At 46.3% G+C, this 17614-nt stretch carries 16 protein-coding genes; 15 read left to right on the forward strand and 1 reads right to left on the reverse strand.

The genetic code is table 11. The features are described 5' to 3' along the window. Positions 1–56 precede the first annotated feature (56 nt). From CLV81_RS01165 to CLV81_RS01235, 15 genes are all read left to right on the forward strand, one after another. Positions 57–1391 (forward strand): toprim domain-containing protein, encoded by a 1335-nt coding sequence (locus tag CLV81_RS01165; RefSeq protein WP_106143237.1) that lies wholly within the window; start codon positions 57–59, stop codon positions 1389–1391. A 9-nt stretch (positions 1392–1400) separates the two neighbouring features. Continuing rightward, a complete protein-coding gene (locus tag CLV81_RS01170; RefSeq protein ID WP_106143238.1) occupies positions 1401–3866 on the forward strand; it encodes a type IV secretory system conjugative DNA transfer family protein in 2466 nt (821 codons plus the stop codon). Next, positions 3866–4264 carry a helix-turn-helix domain-containing protein gene (locus CLV81_RS01175; RefSeq protein WP_106143239.1) on the forward strand — a complete coding sequence of 133 codons (399 nt, stop codon included), beginning with the start codon at positions 3866–3868 and terminating at the stop codon, positions 4262–4264. Before CLV81_RS01170 ends, CLV81_RS01175 begins: the two co-directional genes overlap by 1 nt. 360 nt (positions 4265–4624) lie before the next feature. Further along, positions 4625–5308 carry a ParA family protein gene (locus CLV81_RS01180; protein WP_158259052.1) on the forward strand — a complete coding sequence of 228 codons (684 nt, stop codon included), beginning with the start codon at positions 4625–4627 and terminating at the stop codon, positions 5306–5308. A gap of 3 nt (positions 5309–5311) precedes the next feature. After that, a complete protein-coding gene (locus tag CLV81_RS01185; protein ID WP_106143241.1) occupies positions 5312–5782 on the forward strand; it encodes a hypothetical protein in 471 nt (156 codons plus the stop codon). Between the two features lie 173 nt (positions 5783–5955). Next, a complete protein-coding gene (locus CLV81_RS20430) occupies positions 5956–6135 on the forward strand; it encodes a hypothetical protein (protein WP_146129801.1) in 180 nt (59 codons plus the stop codon). Positions 6136–6438: 303 nt separating this feature from the next. Beyond that, positions 6439–6750: a DUF4133 domain-containing protein gene (locus CLV81_RS01195; protein WP_158259053.1), complete on the forward strand. Its 312-nt coding sequence runs from the start codon at positions 6439–6441 to the stop codon at positions 6748–6750. Then, the gene (locus CLV81_RS01200) at positions 6735–9293 is read left to right on the forward strand and encodes a TraG family conjugative transposon ATPase (protein WP_106143245.1); all 2559 of its coding nucleotides are present in this window, start codon (positions 6735–6737) and stop codon (positions 9291–9293) included. Before CLV81_RS01195 ends, CLV81_RS01200 begins: the two co-directional genes overlap by 16 nt. Continuing rightward, positions 9280–9897: a TrbJ/VirB5 family protein gene (locus CLV81_RS01205; RefSeq protein ID WP_106143246.1), complete on the forward strand. Its 618-nt coding sequence runs from the start codon at positions 9280–9282 to the stop codon at positions 9895–9897. Before CLV81_RS01200 ends, CLV81_RS01205 begins: the two co-directional genes overlap by 14 nt. Further along, positions 9898–10812, forward strand: coding sequence for a TraJ family protein (locus CLV81_RS01210; RefSeq protein WP_106143247.1), 915 nt, complete (start codon positions 9898–9900; stop codon positions 10810–10812). It abuts the gene before it with no gap. A gap of 4 nt (positions 10813–10816) precedes the next feature. Continuing rightward, complete coding sequence (locus tag CLV81_RS01215) at positions 10817–11443, forward strand: hypothetical protein (protein WP_106143248.1); 627 nt, start codon at positions 10817–10819, stop codon at positions 11441–11443. Continuing rightward, the gene (gene traM / locus CLV81_RS01220; protein ID WP_106143249.1) at positions 11440–12474 is read left to right on the forward strand and encodes a conjugative transposon protein TraM; all 1035 of its coding nucleotides are present in this window, start codon (positions 11440–11442) and stop codon (positions 12472–12474) included. The genes CLV81_RS01215 and traM overlap by 4 nt, the downstream gene beginning before the upstream one ends. After that, entirely contained in the window at positions 12471–13463 is a 993-nt protein-coding gene (locus CLV81_RS01225) for a DUF4138 domain-containing protein (protein ID WP_106143250.1), read from the forward strand. Before traM ends, CLV81_RS01225 begins: the two co-directional genes overlap by 4 nt. Before the next feature lie 3 nt (positions 13464–13466). Further along, on the forward strand, positions 13467–14015 hold the full coding sequence (locus CLV81_RS01230) for a conjugal transfer protein TraO (RefSeq protein ID WP_106143251.1): 549 nt from the start codon (positions 13467–13469) through the stop codon (positions 14013–14015). A gap of 18 nt (positions 14016–14033) precedes the next feature. After that, complete coding sequence (locus CLV81_RS01235) at positions 14034–17075, forward strand: TraQ conjugal transfer family protein (protein WP_106143252.1); 3042 nt, start codon at positions 14034–14036, stop codon at positions 17073–17075. Positions 17076–17109: 34 nt separating this feature from the next. Here the strand turns inward: CLV81_RS01235 and CLV81_RS01240 are convergent, their stop codons facing one another. Next, positions 17110–17598 (reverse strand): hypothetical protein, encoded by a 489-nt coding sequence (locus CLV81_RS01240; protein ID WP_106143253.1) that lies wholly within the window; start codon positions 17596–17598, stop codon positions 17110–17112. Between the last annotated feature and the right edge of the window lie 16 nt (positions 17599–17614).

A 17614-nucleotide genomic window follows, 5' to 3' on the forward strand; every position in this document is an offset into this window, starting at 1 on the left:
ACCCATAAGGGCCGTCCGCACCGGACGGCCTTTTTTATCAACAGAATCGTATTTCAATGAAAAGTTATTCGGAAGATCCGGGCCATTACAAGGCCCTGATATCCAAGATCAACACGGAAATCGATTTTCCAGGGTATTTGGGGGCCATGGGATATCGCTTGATAAAACGCAGCGCTGGTTCTTCGGAGTTTGAAAAGGACGGGGATCGCATTGTGCTGCAGACCAAACGAATCCCGGTCACCTATTTCAATCGCTCGGATTCGTTGGACAAGGGCCGATTCTTCACCTTTCTCAAGCGGAGATCGGACAATTTCTATGAGGCGGTACGGCAGGGATTGGAAAGTATAGAGAGGTCCTATGAAATCGTAGGACCTACGGCCGTAAAAAAAAGGCCTGCCCCAACACAATCCCTTGAGGAAAAGTACCATATCGGTCCCTTGAGCCGATGGGATTATCTGATAAAGGAACGAAGCCTTGACCAGGCGACCTTTCAATCCGAAGCCTTTAAGGGACGTATTTTCAATGCCTTCCATGTCAATGACAACAAGGGGCGTATTGCCAATATTGCCGTACCGAAATACGGTGTTGATGGAATTGTCAAGAACTATACGCTGTACAACCGGCCCTATACGGACAGGCGGGACGGTAAGACCAAAAAATTCCGACTGTTCCTCAACGAACGCTACCAATATCTTTTTGTCAGCAATCCGGATATCAAGGCCCAGAAAATTGTGTGCTTTGAAAGTGCCTTTGACGCCTTGGCCTACCACGAGCTGCACAAGAGGCCCAACTGCTTTTACATCTCGCTCTCAGGACATATCGATGACCGAAAGTTGGACCAACTCTTTCAATGGAAAGCATTGGTCGACCCCCATGACAATCTGCCCCTCCACCTGGGGTTTGATTCTGATATGGAGGGCATGCGATATGACCTAAAACTTTTATCCGCTTGGATGAACCGAAAATCCAAGACTGTTTTCATGGAGGTGGTCTGGAAACGCCCCGTCGCGGAAATCCGGCTGAACTACCGCTCAGGGCAACACGGCCAGATGGAAAGGGACAGTGAACAGCTCAATACCCTTATGGACCAGCGGTTCCAGGGCCATCCGCAGGCTATGAAAAAGGCCCTTGGCTTCAAGGACAAGGTGATTTGGGAAATGGACCTACAGCAAATTTTGGATATGGGCGAGAACCCCCTGATTTCCCGCGCCTATTGGAAAACGGTGATGCATGCCTTAAGCAAAGTTTACTCGGGCAACAACATCCAAGTGGCAAAACCAAGGATGGGAAAGGATTGGAACGACGAACTGATTCTAGTAAAAAAAAACTGCATTCGTTGGGCCAGGAAAAAATCAAAAAGATGGGTCAAGGAATTGGAAAAGAACCAATAACACGAAAAAATGCAAGATAGAAACCGCGGCTACATAGGCATGTACCTTTCGGCCTTTTATTTTACCCTGGTACTCTTCACGGAGTATTATGTCCTATATGTTTACTATTTCGGCCATCGATGGCTAGCCGATCATGCCTATGCCCTACTGCTCCAAAGCGGATTGCCAACAACTGGAATAGAATCACGGTGGATTCTCTGTGGGATGCTCTTTGGAGGTATCATGATGTACCGACCAAAGAAGAAAAAAGGGCTGCACAAAAAAAGGATTGTCATGGGCCTTATGGTAAGTGCGGCACTTTTGCTTGTGCCCGCTTGGTTCCCTGCCAAAAGCCCGGGTTGGATGTTGTTGTCGATGGCGGGTTATGGGCTATCCTATTTTGGGCTGATGACCTACGGGATGCAACTCTTTGCGCTTTTCAACTTTAGCAACCCGGCCGAGGAGGACCCTTTCAATGAAGGCAATGAGACGTTTTTGCAGATGGAGGAATGCCTGGATACCGAGTATTCGGCCAACATTCCCTATACCTATTTCCATAAGGGAAAAAAGCGAAAGGGCTGGCTCAATTTTGTAAACCTTTTTAGGGCCCTTTTGGTCATCGGCACCCCTGGCAGCGGCAAGTCGTTTTCAGTAATCGAAGAGATTATGGGGCAGTTCATTTTCAAAAAATACGCCATGGTCATCTATGATTTCAAGTTCAATGCCTTGACCAAAAAAGCCTATGGATACCTTCAAGAGGCGAGATCAAAGTTGGGAAAACAGAGGGAGCGGAAATTGCCCAAAATGTACTTCATCTGTTTTGACGATCTCCAAAGGACCCATCGCAACAATCCCATTGACCCCTATGGCCTGGTCAACCAGTCGGATGCCATAGATACGGCGGCAACCTTGATGAAAAACCTGAATCCGGAATGGATCAAGAAACAGGACTATTTTTCACGCAGTGCCATCAGTTTTACCAGCGGTTGCATATGGTATTTGAAAAAAAAAGCGGAAGAAACCGGACTGTATATCTGTACTCCGGGGCATTTGGCCCTATTGACCACCGTAAAGATCGATGTGCTGATGGAAATTATGATGCAGGATGTGGAGGTACGCCAGATATTGGTACCCTTTAGGGACGCCCTTGAAAAAAAGGCCATGGACCAATTGGCGGGGCAGACCAGTACAGTACAGATAAGCTTGTCAAGTATTGCCACCAAGGAAATCTTCTATGTGATGTCGGGCAACGATTTCAATTTGGAGGTCAACGACCCCCAACATCCCAAAATCATCTCGTTGCAGAACAATCCGGGCCGCAAGGAGGTATATTCCGCCCCTTTGAGCCTTTACATGAACACCATTCTCAAACGGATAAACCGTCCAGGGAGAAGGCATATGGCGCTCATTATCGATGAGCTCCCAACCATTTTTATCATGTTGCTTCGTACGATCATCGACACGGGAAGGGAAAACAAGATTGCCACGGTGCTCGGAATACAGAGCGTGGGGCAGCTCATTTTGGATTATGGCAGGGAATTGGCCGATGTCATCTACGACAATTGTGCGAACATCATTTGCGGGGCAGCGAAGGGGGAGACCGCCAAACGGTTGACCGAACTTTTCGGGAAAATACACCAGGAGAAGATATCCACCAATACCAGCAGCAGCGATACCAGCACGAATCTGAGCACCCAGATGATGGACCTGCTCCCAAAAAGCAAGATTGCGGCCATGTCCACGGGGTATTTTGCGGGGCTGACGGCAGATACCTTCGAGGACACCATCACCGAGAAAAAATGCTATGGGCTGTTACAGCCGGATATATCTGCCAAGAAGCGCGCCTCGGCCCACGAGCTTCCCATAGTGAAGGACTTTAGGCCCAAGGATTTCAAAGACCAACAGGAAGAGTATATGCGGTTGGTCGATGAACTTGATCTTCTGGAAGGCGTCATACCGCTTTTCCAAAAGGAAGTGGGGTATCTGGAGTTTTACGGGACGGTATTGGACAAGGTGGCCAAAACGCGGTTTCAAAATGGAACCCAACGTAAGTTGTTCAAGGACCTGGTGAAGCGCTTAAAGCTCTTTGATTACAGACAAGGGTTTGGGAAGGCAATGGAAAGGGAAAACAAAAAAGGGGCTTTGCGGAGGCTCTATGTCGAAATCATAGATGAGTTTTTGGTCCACTGTGAAATGGACCGCATAGCGCAGGAAGTCTTTGATCAAATCCTCGACGAGGTAGATGCGCTGGTAAAAATGGAATACAGGGCCATAACGGGCAACGAACTTGAGACGGCCATATTTGATGAAAAGAAAATAAATGGTGAAATTGCAAAATCAATGAATCGGTCAAAGACCGAGGTTAGCGCTTTTTACGATCATTGGGGAAAGGGACTCGATAATGAGACCGCTGCAATGATCGATGGATTAAAGGATGAATTTGAGAACGAAAACAGGGAAGGGTATTGTAGCTTTCCTGTAGAAAACATGGATTAATGGATATTGAATCGATTATCAATTTGGATTCCAATGATTTGGGATATATCGGCGAACGCCTTAAAGAGATCCGCAAGGAACTCGTGGACATGGATGATATCCAGGACAAGCGGTTCAGCGAGTTTTCCCTGACCAAATTGAGCGAGCGTCTGAACATGGCGCGTTCCACGTTGGCCAATGTGGAGCGGGGTTCCTCCATGGTCAATTCCATTAAGATCATTCTTTACTTCTATAGCCTTGGGTACAACCCTATTTGGATACTCTTGCCTGACAACGAGTTCGTCACCAAGCGAAACCTTGGGGAGAACATGGTATACAAGGAGGACATCCAGGAAAAGTACCGCGACCTCGAAAAAAAGGTGACCGATGCCCTTGGGGAATTCAAGAAATCCCTTTGAGCACTTCTTTCCGTTTTTGCATTTTCGCACATACTTGAACTCTTTAGGGCACCATAGGTCCCTAAGGCACTGCGGGCTTGGAGGCCCTGTAGGGCAATCCGGGGAAATCGATGAATAGTGGGCATGTGATCCTACTTTTTTAGAGGCTACCGGGTCATATATAGCCATATAGATAGTACTGAATATTGCGATAATCATTGCTGTCAATACATATAGCTATACTCATATATAGCAATAATCAATTCATCATTTGACCATAGCATGATCGTATTACATGACCATAGGGTCATTCATTCAAATGGTAGAATGCCCATAGCATCATATGGTCATATGCTACCCTGGTCAATTAATTTTATTTTTATGGACACAAAAATTATTTCTTGTGCCGGTGAAAAAGGCGGTTGTGGAAAGACCACAATGAACATTATCCTGGCGACCAACCTCTCTAAATCCTACGGGAAAAAAGTGGTTCTTATCGATATGGACGACCCACAGTATTCCGTGTTCAAAAAAAGGGAACGTGACCTACAAAGGGTTTCCCTAGGGAAAAGGGATGATTTGGAGTTGTATCCCGTGGTGCGTTCCAATGTGGGAACTTTGGACCAATGGATACGAAAGTATTACGGAATAGTGGACTATATCATCATCGACTTTCCCGGAAACCTCAACGAGGAAATGGTACAGGGGCTGCTGTACATCGAGCACTTGTTCATCCCGTTTTTCCTCGATGAACTGGAAATAGACAGTACGGCGATGTTCTACAAGACCTTGGAGGCGAATTTCCTCAATAACGAAGATCGCGTCTTACGGTCGCTCAATCCATTTTTCAACCGATATGAACTGGTGAAGGCCAACAAGTTCAAAGCCGTTCGGAATACCTTTGAACGGGCCGGAATGCCCATCATGGAGGAGGTGGTCATGGACCGTACCGTGTATCGGGAACGTTACAGAAACACCCTTTACCCCATACCGGAGGGAAAGGAGAACAGCGAAATGGGAATCAAAAAATTTATAGAACGGGTACTAAAAATTTCAAAAGGATAAAAAATGGGAAAGAAAATAAACGTCCAGGAACTACTGGATTCCGCAGTACTGGACAATGTGGATACTGGTGAGGAAACCAGGGAATTGAAAGCGCAACGCAATACGGAGCTGTCTGCCAGCGTTGAGAATGATGGTAAGAAAGAGAGCGCAGCCCTGAAAAAAGGAAAGGAGGGGACGGGTAATAGGTTCAGTGGAATAACAAACGCTACCGGTCTATCGAAACCAAACACTGGAGAACGGAAAAAAATAGAAGCATTTATGGCCCTAATGGAAAGCGATAACTATCCGGACAGGAAAGAGCAATTTATCTTTAGGCTCAGTAAGGCCTGTTTTTCAGATTATGAAAAACTGACCAGTGCCTATAATTACAAAATGGGAGAAAAGGCATCCAGGAACGATATCATGCGGAAGGTGCTCGAACACTTCCATAGCCAGTATATTCCACAACTGTTAAAAACCTTGGAGCGGATTTGAACCTGGACTGGGACCATATCGTATATATCATCATCGGGACGTTGTGCCTGATATGGTATGTGGTGGTTTTTCGAATACTTCGAACGGACCGCAAAAAAAACCTTTCAGAAAATAAGTCATTTGTGCAAAAAATAAATATATTTGCTAAAAATGAATCGTATCAAAACGTAGACATGGACCAATTACTCAACCAAGTCAATGAAAATGAAACCAGCTCTGAGCTGTTGGATATTTTCAGTGCGTCCGATACCGATGAACACAAACAATCCTTAATTCCGAAAGAAAATGAAAAACTCAAGGTCATCAAAAACACCGATGATCCCCCGGAAGGGGATCCCAAGGACACGGGCTAAATATCTTCTAGTCCTCACTCTCCTGTTATTTTGCCACACACCCGGTCTGGCCCAGATAGAGGAACTTGTCAACCAGGTCGATGCCGCCGAGCAAGGGGCAGAGCGCATCAGCGACAGCATTTTCAACATTGTTCATTTTTGTGCCGGGACGTTGACCATTATCTCGGGGCTCGCTTTTTTGATCATCCGTGAACAGAACCAGGATATGGCCAGGAAAGTGGGCAATCTGGTCATTGGCCTATTGATATTTTGGGCGCTTGCAGCCATGGCGGATACTTTAGCCCAATGACCATGGAAAACCGTATGGTCAAAATACCAAAAGCCCTACAGAAGGATGTCTTCTTTTTCGGGCTAAGGGCCAAATATGTGGATCAGGCTTTCAAGGGCACTTTCATTTCATTGGCCATGGGCCTGGTAATCAGCAGTATCCTTCCTACCCTTTTGAGCATGCTCCTGTCATTTGCCCTGGCCATACTCTACACGGGCCTAATGTTGTACTACTCCAAAGCTTATGGGAGCAATGGCTTTATAAAATCCCAAGCGGACCGAAAGCGGCCGAATAGCATCAAGGGTCACGTTAACAAAAAAAAGCTGTTGGTATGGCGAAGAAAATGACCCTCATGGACGCATTTCCCATTTATGGCTATGAGTACCCCATACTGGTCTCAAAGGAGCGTGGTTGTTTGGGGATACCCTTACGATTGGAGCTACCCGAAGTGTATACCCTTGATGAAGGGGACTATCTGACATTGAACCGTTTGGTATCGGGCATCATCGAAATCATGGGGGAAAATTGCCTACTCCACAAACAGGATATGTTCTTCGGTGAAAAATACACCATGGACCGGGAACGTTTGGAACGGGATTTCTTTGAGGCCGAGGACGAATGGTATTTTCAGGACAGGCCCTATTTGGAACACCATTGTTTTTTGACCCTTCATAAGGTACCAAAAAACTACATCGATAGGACCCCACAGGGCGCCAATCAGTATTTGCGAAAGGACAGAAAGTACTTTTTCAATAACCATGTGCCCAGCGAATATCTGAATGCTGATGTCGCGTCCGACTTCGAGTCCAGGGTTCGTGCGGTGAACGACCTGATCAACGAATCGGAGCTGATGCAATCCCGAATATTGGATTATGAGTCTCTCTTCGGCGAAGGCGGGTATTATGACACGTATTTGGAGGCTGGTTTTGGTCAGGGAACGGGAAGGGACCTCGACTTTAGTGACCATAAGATATATATCGGAAACAAACGCGCCCAGTTTTTCACTTTGGAAAATTTGGACCAGTTCTTTAAGGAGGACATGGCCCAGCATGAATATTTTGGAAAGTATTGTATCGGGGAGAACCTATTTCCCATAGGCAACCTGTTCTCCCTGGGGTTCAAGATTCCACAGGAGCATATCATCAACCAGTACATCTACATCCCTGAAAAAGAGAAGGCCATGTCTCGGTTACGGGCCAAGGCAAGACGCTTGGACAAATATGCCCGCAATACCAAGGGCGATAAAAACAGTGCATACAGGGACCAGATATATGAGTTCCAGCACCAAATATTGAACGACCACAAAGAACTGGTCTACTACCATTTGAACGTAATGGGCCTATCGGCCTCTGAAAAGGGTTTTGGGGCCATGTGCAATACTATCCGGTCCCGTTTCAAAAAACTGGGCATCAACGTGAAGGAAAATACAGTAGACCGGAAAAACCTGTTCCTGGGGGGTATCATGGGCAATGGTATAGGGACCAGTATGGAAATGTTCAGTCCCTTATCTTCTGAAATGACGGCCAGTCTCTGGTATTTTGAGGGTGGCTACAGAAATCCATTGCATGGCACACACGGTCTTCGTATGGTGGACAGGACTTCGGGAAAACCCTTGTTGGTAAGCATTTATAAGGAACCCGAACGCATGGACTGGATATTCAATCGGGGGATGTTGGTCGCCTCCGGTTCTGGAGGGGGAAAGACCTTTTTTGCGAACAGCTATCTGTTTTCAGAATACCGGGAAGGTGCCGATATCGTGATCTTGGAAAATGGCAATTCCTATGACAAGCTATTGGCGGTTCTTGACGGGGTGGTTGTGGAAAATGACGACGAGCACCCATTTACCTTCAATCCCTTTGCCTTGGATCGATACGATACGGTGGTCAAAAATGGGAAAAGGACCCTTTCGGAGCATAAGCTGACCCAGTTGGTCGCCTTGGTACACCTTTTGACCACCCATCATGGGGAAGGAACGGAAAATACAATTAATGCAAGCGTTTCCCAGACACTCATAGAATTGATGGTCCAAGGCTATTATGGCAATAATTTGGGCCAGGAAAACGCAAAATTCTCCTTTAACGGCTTTTACGACCAGGTAAGGGAACACTTGCCCAAAATCGTAAAAGAAAAGGGCATACGAAGTAAGGTGTTTGACCTCAATGTGTTTTTGTTGCTTTTGGGGAAATACGCTCATGACGGACCCCGCGCTTATCTCTTGAACAGTGATGACGATAGGATTGCGCGCCTCAGCCAAGAGCGGCTCATCTATCTCAAATTGAGCAATTTGATAGACAACGAACAATTGTTCCCCATCATCGCTTTTTTGATGATCGATGTCTTCAACAAAAAATTGAAGGACCCGCGAAAATTGGCAGTGAACAAGATACTGAACGTGGACGAGGCATGGAACCTCTTCGACAACCCTATAATGGCCAATTATCTGGATGCCCAATCCAGAATGGCGAGGAAGTTCGGCGGACAGCCCATCTTTATTTCGCAAAAGGTGGACGATTTTGTGAAATCCAAATACATCGGGAACACCATTGTGGTAAACAGCCATATCAAGGTTCTTTTGGATCTGAGCGAGTTCAGCAATTCCTTTGAAAGTATTCGTGGCATGCTGGGCCTTAACAAAAAACAACAGCAAGCCGTCTTGTCCCTGAACCGTGATCTGCCAAAGGGAAGAAAGTTGCGGGAGATGGCCATTTGTTGGAAGGACCGGGTCAAGGTCTTTGGACTGGAGACCTCGCTGCCCACCAAATGCATTTTTGAGACCAATCCCTATGAAAAGGCCAGCATAGCTGAACTGCATGAACAGCAGGGAAAGGATTGGCAGCGGACCGCAAAGGCCTATGAACGTATAAACACCCATGCCCATGGAAAAATATAAAATACTATTCTACTGCACCTGTATTGTTCCGGTCCTGGCATTCGGTCAGATACCGGTGACGGATGCCGCTGCAAATTCCCAATTGGCCATTCTGAACAAGAACATTTTGGCCATGAACTCACAGCTATCGACCTTGAATTCCAACATGGCCACCTTGCTCAAGCTCATGGAACGCAATACCGTGGCCAACAGCAATTCCTCGCAATTCCTCTCCCAAGAGGTCACCGCGAAAAGGACGCCGGCCAGTTACGTATTGGACTCCCCTGAGATTTCTGAACTGTCAGCCCTTAAGGACAAGGTGTTGGAGGCCTACAAGGGCACACGAAAAAGTTTGGACACCTTTACCTATTTGCAGGCAACGGAAAAAAAGGAAGCGATGGACTTTTTGGTCACGGTCGTGTCCCAAGTATCCACTTTGACGGCCCAAGGAGCAAAGGTATCCTCTACCCCTGAGCTTATTGATTCTGCAAACCGTTTGTCCGCCCTGTCCACCATTAATGAAAAGATATCCAAAGTATTGGAGGAGGTCATTTCGTTGAACAATGCACTTATCCAGAAAAATGAGCACCGCAAGGCGATGTATTCCATGATAAAAATTAATTGAATGTACTTGGTAAGAACGGAAACAGGATTTAGGGGCGTGGTCAACAACATTTTCGACCAATATGTGGATGATGCCTTCAATTCCCTTGGCCCCACTTTGGGCATTGGTTTCCAGGTGGCCAAGATCGGTCTGATCATTTTTGCATTGACTCATTATACATCAGATGACAGGGCCGATGTGCTCAAGGCCCTAAAATGGTTTCCGCTGATGTTCATTCTTTGGAACTACCGTGAGTTTGCCTATGCCATATTCGAGTTTTATGACAATTTGGGAAAGGCCTTTATAGGGACCCAACGGAATTGGGATTCCATTGGTGAGCGGGTGGCTCTGGCACAAATTGATGTGGCCGCACAGAACGGTCTCAGTTGGAACCTATTGGACATGGACATCGACGCGCTACAGTCCATAATGCTGGTCGGAATGGCCAGTTCGGTAACGAACTTTGCCCACATCATCTCGACCTTGATATTCGTCGGCATAAAGGCCCTTTCCATTATTTACCTGTTCATCATCATCATTTTCGGCCCAATCAATATCGGCCTTTCTTTTGTACCGGCCTTTTCCAATATGTGGAGGGCATGGTTGCAAAAGTTTATGAGTGTATGTCTTTGGATTCCCATGCTCTATGTAGTGGACCTCTTTATGGTGAATCTGGTGGATAAGCTGGTGGAGCATTTGATCACTACGGCAGCCAAGGATATCGCATTGATCATGACCTCATCGCTCCTCATCCTGATGACCTCGTTTTTTTACATCAAGGCCCCTACCCTGGCCAATTTCGTGGTACAGGGCATGAACATATCGGGTTCGGGCATCGTTTCCAAACCGAAACATTATGGAAAAAAGGCAGTCCAAACGGCCATGGATATCAAGACCGGTGGGGCGAGCAAGGGGGTGCGCACTTTAATACAATGACGTTATGAAAGGAAAGTATGTCATTTTCAACGATATAGAAAGAAGCAGGAAGCATCAGCGCAATGTCGTATATCTATGCCTTCTTTTGGTGGTCTTGACCTTCGGTACCTCCCTGCACTTCATTGGAAAGGCCAACGAGCGGGCCAGAAACAATGCCTATATGCTACATGGGGGGCAACGGTTGTCTCTAGACCCATTGCGCGACAAGCAACAAAATCTCGAGATTTTATGCGAGGGGCACATCCGCAATTTCCACGAACTGTTCTTTTCCCTGGAGCCTGACTTACAAATGATAAAACGAAACATTGAGGAAAAAGCACTTTTTATGACAGATAATTCTGGTAAACGACTATACGGTCGTTTGGTCGAAAAAAGATATTTCCACGATGTGGTAATGCGTGATTATCGCTACATTGTTGAGCTCGACTCCATTGATTTGGACTATGCGAGCTACCCCTTTTATTTTACCTACTATGGTAAACAGGCCATTGAAAAGGGCAGGTTTACCACCTACAGAAATCTAATGACAAGTGGCTACCTGAAAGAGGTAGGCACGACCCCCAATAATTTGAACGGTATCAAGATTTTGGATTTTAAGGTACTGGACAATTCAGATATACGGGACCAATGAAAATACGGAACACAAATAGCATACAGGCATTCAAAAGATGGGTGGTACGGTATCGGAATTTTGCCATTGCCTTGCCCATAGCGTTGATCCTTACCAGTTTCTTTATAGTTGAGAACGTGAAAAAGTTCAATGGCCCCAATGACCGGGAACAGATACAGGAAAATGGGCTGAACCTTGAGCTTCCCGGAGAACAACCTGATTTGGATGTCAAGGAGAATACCCGGCTACGCACCAACGGACAGGACGGTCAAACTAAACGGAATAGTCTTCCCCCTAGTCCATCACTGGAAAGTGAAAAAGCATCGGAAAAGGATTCCCTTCAGGAAATCGTAAAGCAATTGGAGGCACTTTCCTTTGATACATCCAAGGAAGTCGACGGCAACCGAAATCCCCCATCGCTATACCGGACGACTACTATGACAAAAGAAAAGGAGACCCTGAGTGAGGAGGAACAAAAACAACGACTAGTGGAGCAGCGTTTGGCCTATCGGGAAATGCTGCAGGAGGGTAAGGAAAAGATTGTGGGCAGCACAGGGTATGCCCCTTCAAAAAATGACCGTAGAACTGATAAAATTAATACATCTAGTGTTTTTAGAGCGGCCGTGTACCGCGACCAGTTCATTCTCCCTGGTGACAATGTGGAGCTCATCCTATTGGAGGACATGGTGCTGGGCGGAAAGTTCTTCAAGAAAAACACATTTATATATGCACTGGCCTCGATTCAGGGGAACCGAGTGCTATTGGACATCGATAATATCAACCACGTCCCAGTTCAGGTGACGGTAAAGGATTACCGTGATGGACGGGAAGGGATTTACAATAAAAGGGCGGGTGAACTATGGAGGGAATTCAGTGCGGGAATCGGCGACGATGCCCTTCAAGAAGTCTCCAATTCGGTCGTGAATGACTCTGGGGGATTGGTCCGTGATATGGTCAGTGAAGTTGGGACCTTCTTACGAAACAAAAGGCTCAAACAACGGGACCGGATACTGTTAATCAACGACCATGAGGTTTTGCTTTTGATGGAATGAAAAAACTGTATATACATACGATCCTCTTTTTTGGTGCGGTCTTCTTCGCATACGGACAGGTGGATACTATCCAGGTCGCGAGGGACTATAAGACCATGCTGGTTTTTCCAAGTCCCTATGATTTTGCCGTGAATGGCAAAGAACTCAATTTTCTGGAGTCCTTTCCACAGGGAAGTAATTCACCCACGGCACAAAACATGGTCCTATTGATATACAACGATGTGGCCCCGGACAAGATGGACTACACGAATTATACCGTATACACCAAGGACGGGCTTGCCTACGATTTTATCCTGCAACTGGTGGACATTCCAGAGAAAATGAGATGGGCCATAACCATTCCCATGGCCGATAACAAAAATCAGATGGTTCGTAGCGCAATGGTAAAGCAATTCCAAAACAATGGCCTAAATGACCCAATGCGAGCACTGGAAAGCATGGAAGCTCCAAGGCATAATTTCAGTGCTGGTAGCGAGGGGGGCTTAAGAAATGAAGGGGAGAAAAAGGATGCGGAGGTTTCACAGCCCATTACCTTGGAATTGTACAAAAAAGATAAAAAGGAGTACATCCGTAGGCGTTGTTTTTACAACCAGTTCAACAAACCCAAGGTGGCAAGGTTGTTCGACAGGTCAGGCAGGGTATTCCTCTGGCTGGACGGGGTGTACTATGACAACAATGAGATCTATCTGCAGTTCCGTATCGAGAACAAAGAGTCCATTGATTACGACCTGAACTTTTTAAAGTTCAGTATTGCCACCAATTACCGGAACAGTTCCAGCAACCAAAAATTGGACCATCGGCCCCTATTTGAGTATAAGGTCCCAAAGCGCATTAAGGGCAATTCGGCAAATCACTTCATTGTCGTATTTGAAAAATTTACCCTGGACCGCAAAAAGGTATTGGTGGTCGATATGGATGAGGACAAGGGGAACCGGAACCTTTCCCTGCCCATTGACCACTACTTGATCAATAAACCCCTAAGCTTTTAGCCTATGACAAAACGATTACGCTACCTTGTTTTTTTGATTTTGATGTTGTCCAGTGTGTCACTAATGGCCCAAATGCGTGGAAACCTGGCGTCTTCGGTCGGGGTCAGTGGAGGTTACGTGGAGGACGGCTTTGGAGTGATGGGAACCTTTAACTTCCATCCCAATCGGTTCAAATATTTTCAGATAAGCGTTCTGGCGGCTTTTGCTGAGGATGGCCCTACGGACATCCCCTATAACATATTTACCATACAGCCCGGGCTCTACTACAGGGTCTATATATCACCCCGTAGAGGTTTCAGCCTTTTTGTGGGCGGGGGAGGCCTGTTCGGTTATGAGGTGATCAATAATGGAAGCAACGAGCTTCCCAATGGAGCATTGATTGATGCCGAGAGCCAGTTTATTTATGGCGGCTATCTGGGTGCAGAGGCTGAGTTTGCATTGAGCAATGATTTTTCGCTTTTGATCAAGGCCAACGAATATTATCATATCAATTCCGATGTAGGAAACTTTTATCCCTATGCGGGATTGGGATTGCGCTATTTTTTGTTTTGAGAATTTATATGGAACACTATGAGAACACACACCCCACGCTATATAGTATCCGCTACAGTACTGTGTCTAATTCTATTTTTCGCATGTAGCAAGGATTTTGAAAATATCATCGAGGACTCCTTCGATTTTTCCTTTTCGGGAACCAACGAAGAGGACATCTTCATTTTTGAGGCTTCCAAGACCGACTTTTCCCTTGAACCTGAGCGCACGGTCTCCGATGTGACATATTACATGCGTTATACCATGATAGATGGAAAGGGCTATTATTTGGGAAGCGAAAACGATACGATACGGGAAAACGACACGATTCCCCTAACTGATTTTGATATAAGCCTAAACTATATGGCCGTTGATACTGGTGCCCATAAGGTTAAGTTATATGCTTGGGATTCCAATCAACTGACCAAGGAACTGGACCTTGTCTACAATACCAGCTTTGCCAGTTTTGGCTTTGTATTGACCAAAGGTTCTGAGGCCCTTATCATCAATAGTAAAAATCCAATCAATGCCACGCTGATACGGGACAAGGAGACGGTCGGACCACAGAGCGACGGTACTGGGGATTTCAAAATCACCTATCAGTTGGAAAACGGCACAGGGCTTTTATATGTTGGGGATACCGCCCATGAGCCGGGCAAGGAGTTCCGTTTGCCGAAAGGGGTGACCGAGTTTGGCTATCAGCCCGAGACCTTGGGGGAGCATCGTCTGACCATGACGGCGGTAGCCCCCGATGGGGCCACGATAACCCGGGAACTGTTGTTACAGGTCGGCAATCTGAACTTTAGTTTTCGGGCAACTGCAGGCTCTTCCCAAGTGGAATTGAACACCAACCTGGCGGTGAACATCGACTTGCAGACACAGGATGAGGAAAGCGATGTCACCTATGAAATAAGCCATGCCTTTTCCCCAGAGAGCGAGGGAGGAGGAACTGTCAGGGATCAGAACGGTGGGGTCATGGACCCTGGAACCAACAGACCAATATTGCCCGGCAACTATAACTATACCTTCCAAAGTGTGGAGCTTGGCCAGCGTAAAATCTATTTTGATGTTAGGGACAGTAACGGTCAGACCAAAAGGGACAGCGTCGAGATAGCCGTGGCCAACATTCCATTTACCTTTTCGGGAAGTTCGGAGAGCAACTCCGTCTTTATAGGGGAGCGGACTCAATTCAACTTCAACATCAAGTCCAATGGGAATACCAATAATATCCAGTACAGTGTATCCTATGAGATCTTGGATGGAAACGGTACGCTCAGAAATGAAAGTGGTACGGAGCTCAGGAATTCCACGGATTATCCCGTGAACTTCGGCAATTTCTCATTGTTCTACATTCCGGAAACCACGGACACGCACAGGATTTCCTTTGTTGTCACGGACAATTTTGGACAGTCTTCCGAACCTGTCATCATTGATCTCGAGATCAAGCAGAACGAATTTGAAGTGACCTTCACGCCATCCAAGACCTCGGAATTCAGCAATATCCCAGTTTCGGGCATTATCAATATCGATGAGGAACCCGAGGGCACCAATGACACTTATGAGGCATTTTTCACTTCCGGTAAGAGCGGGCAGGTGAGCATTGGCGGAAACACCTATGGACCAGGCGAAAAGTTTAATCTGGGTGCGGATGCCAATAACATCTTTTATACGGGCTTTGAGCCCGGGGAGCACAATCTGGTCTTCAGCGTGGAATCCGGCTCAGGGGTGACCCACGCCACGAATCCCATTGCCATCACCTACCAACAGGTCGATTTTTCATTTACGGGAGGTATCCAAAAATCGGATATTTCCATTGGGGAGGTCACCTCGGTCAATTTCAACATTTCGGAGACGGTGGGATCTTCCGACTATACCATGCGGTTTACAATGACCGGGAACGCACTGATAAAGGATACGAATGGGAATACCGTAAGCCCTGGCAACAGTTATGACATTCCCAAGGGGAATTTCAACTGGAGCCTGGAGGGGGTGAGCGAGGGAACGGTATTGATAACCTTCTTCGCCCAAAACGAAACGGGATTGGAGAAACCTGTTGAAATTACGGTCAATGTCAGTCCCAAGGATTACAATTTCACGGCCAATGCAACGGGGCCCGGTGGTTTCATTGGGGAATCCACCACAATTAATTTCAACATCACCGAGTTGGGACTAGGGGGCGACACGTATACCCTGTACTATTCCACGGGCAATGCCAATAGCAGTTTTGAATTTGATGGAAGCGTTTATGGTCCAGGTGAAACGTTCACTGTCCCGGTAGGATCGTTTACAGGGAACTATACAGGCCTCTCTGAGGGCGACCATGATATTGTATTCAATGTCAGATCTTCATCCAATGTACCAAAGATGGCCAATGTGAGCCTATCCTATGAACGATATGTGGAACAATTTGATCTTACCATAAGCCAGGCACCTGGAGACCGCCTGGAGGGAGATGCGTTCAACATTACGGTGATCACCAATGCCGAGGGGACGCATGACCCAACGGTGACCTATGAGATGGTCTTCTCATTTCGTGGGAATCGAGCAGGATACATCATTTATTCGGGAACTCGATATGATGAAGGGGAAACCGTTCCCTTAAATTATGGAAGTACCAACATGACCTTTTATCCAGATACCCCGGACAAGTTTTCCATCGATTTTGCAGTGGACAATTCAACAGGCGAGACCCGAAACGGAAGTACTTTTGTGGATACCCTACGAAGGCCAGTCGCACTTGTTAAAGGCGAAAAGCACAATGTGAGCTGTGGTGGATTGAACGGCTGTGATTATCAGGTACGGATATATACCTGCTTTGACATCGGGTGTTCCGAAGCGTATGGTGGAGCCACATTGGACCAAGTGGAAATCAGGATTTACAATAGAAGGGACAACCGCTGGGATACACGGGTCTTCAACTACAATGAAGCCATCGGCAATGGGGTTGACCGATACTTTTTGTTAGAAGAAGAAGCTCGGGAAAGCCGCTTGAGATACCTTGATCAAGATTTTGAGGTCCGGGTCAGGGATACCAATAATCAATGGAGCGAAAGGGTTACTGGAAGAGTAGTCAGAGTTTAAAAAGAGGGGGCGCCCCAGGTTAACCTAACTTAAACTAACTTCTTTTAAGGGTGTAAGTGATGACGACTGCCTGTTCATCCAAAAAATCCTCCTCTTCAACTACCAATCGATTTTGGGTAAATTTAATGATGAGCCAATCGTTACGATTATCAAAGCGTATGAGTTCATTATTGATGAGTTCATAAGTATCATCTTCCACATTCTGGAAAGCTGGTACTTCTCCACAGGACAGGCCATTTTCGTTTATTGAAAATGCACTTTTTTCACCTGACCCTCGAGAACTAAAAAATGTCAAATTATCTTTTATACATTGACGGATTTCATTGGTATTGAACAAATCCACATTTACGGTTCCATCTCCATTGATATCCACAGCGGTATCAGAATCGATGGCTTCATATTCCCATTGTCCGAACAGGGTCTCTGCCCTATTATCCATGGCAACGGTGCCATCGTCATCACTACAGGATAAAAGGAGCGTCACAACGAGCAAAGGTAACAGCAAATTTTTTGAAGTTTTCATTACAGTAGATTTGTGG

The organism is Flagellimonas meridianipacifica (assembly GCF_003001695.1).
GTDB classification, from domain to species: Bacteria; Bacteroidota; Bacteroidia; order Flavobacteriales; family Flavobacteriaceae; genus Flagellimonas; species Flagellimonas meridianipacifica.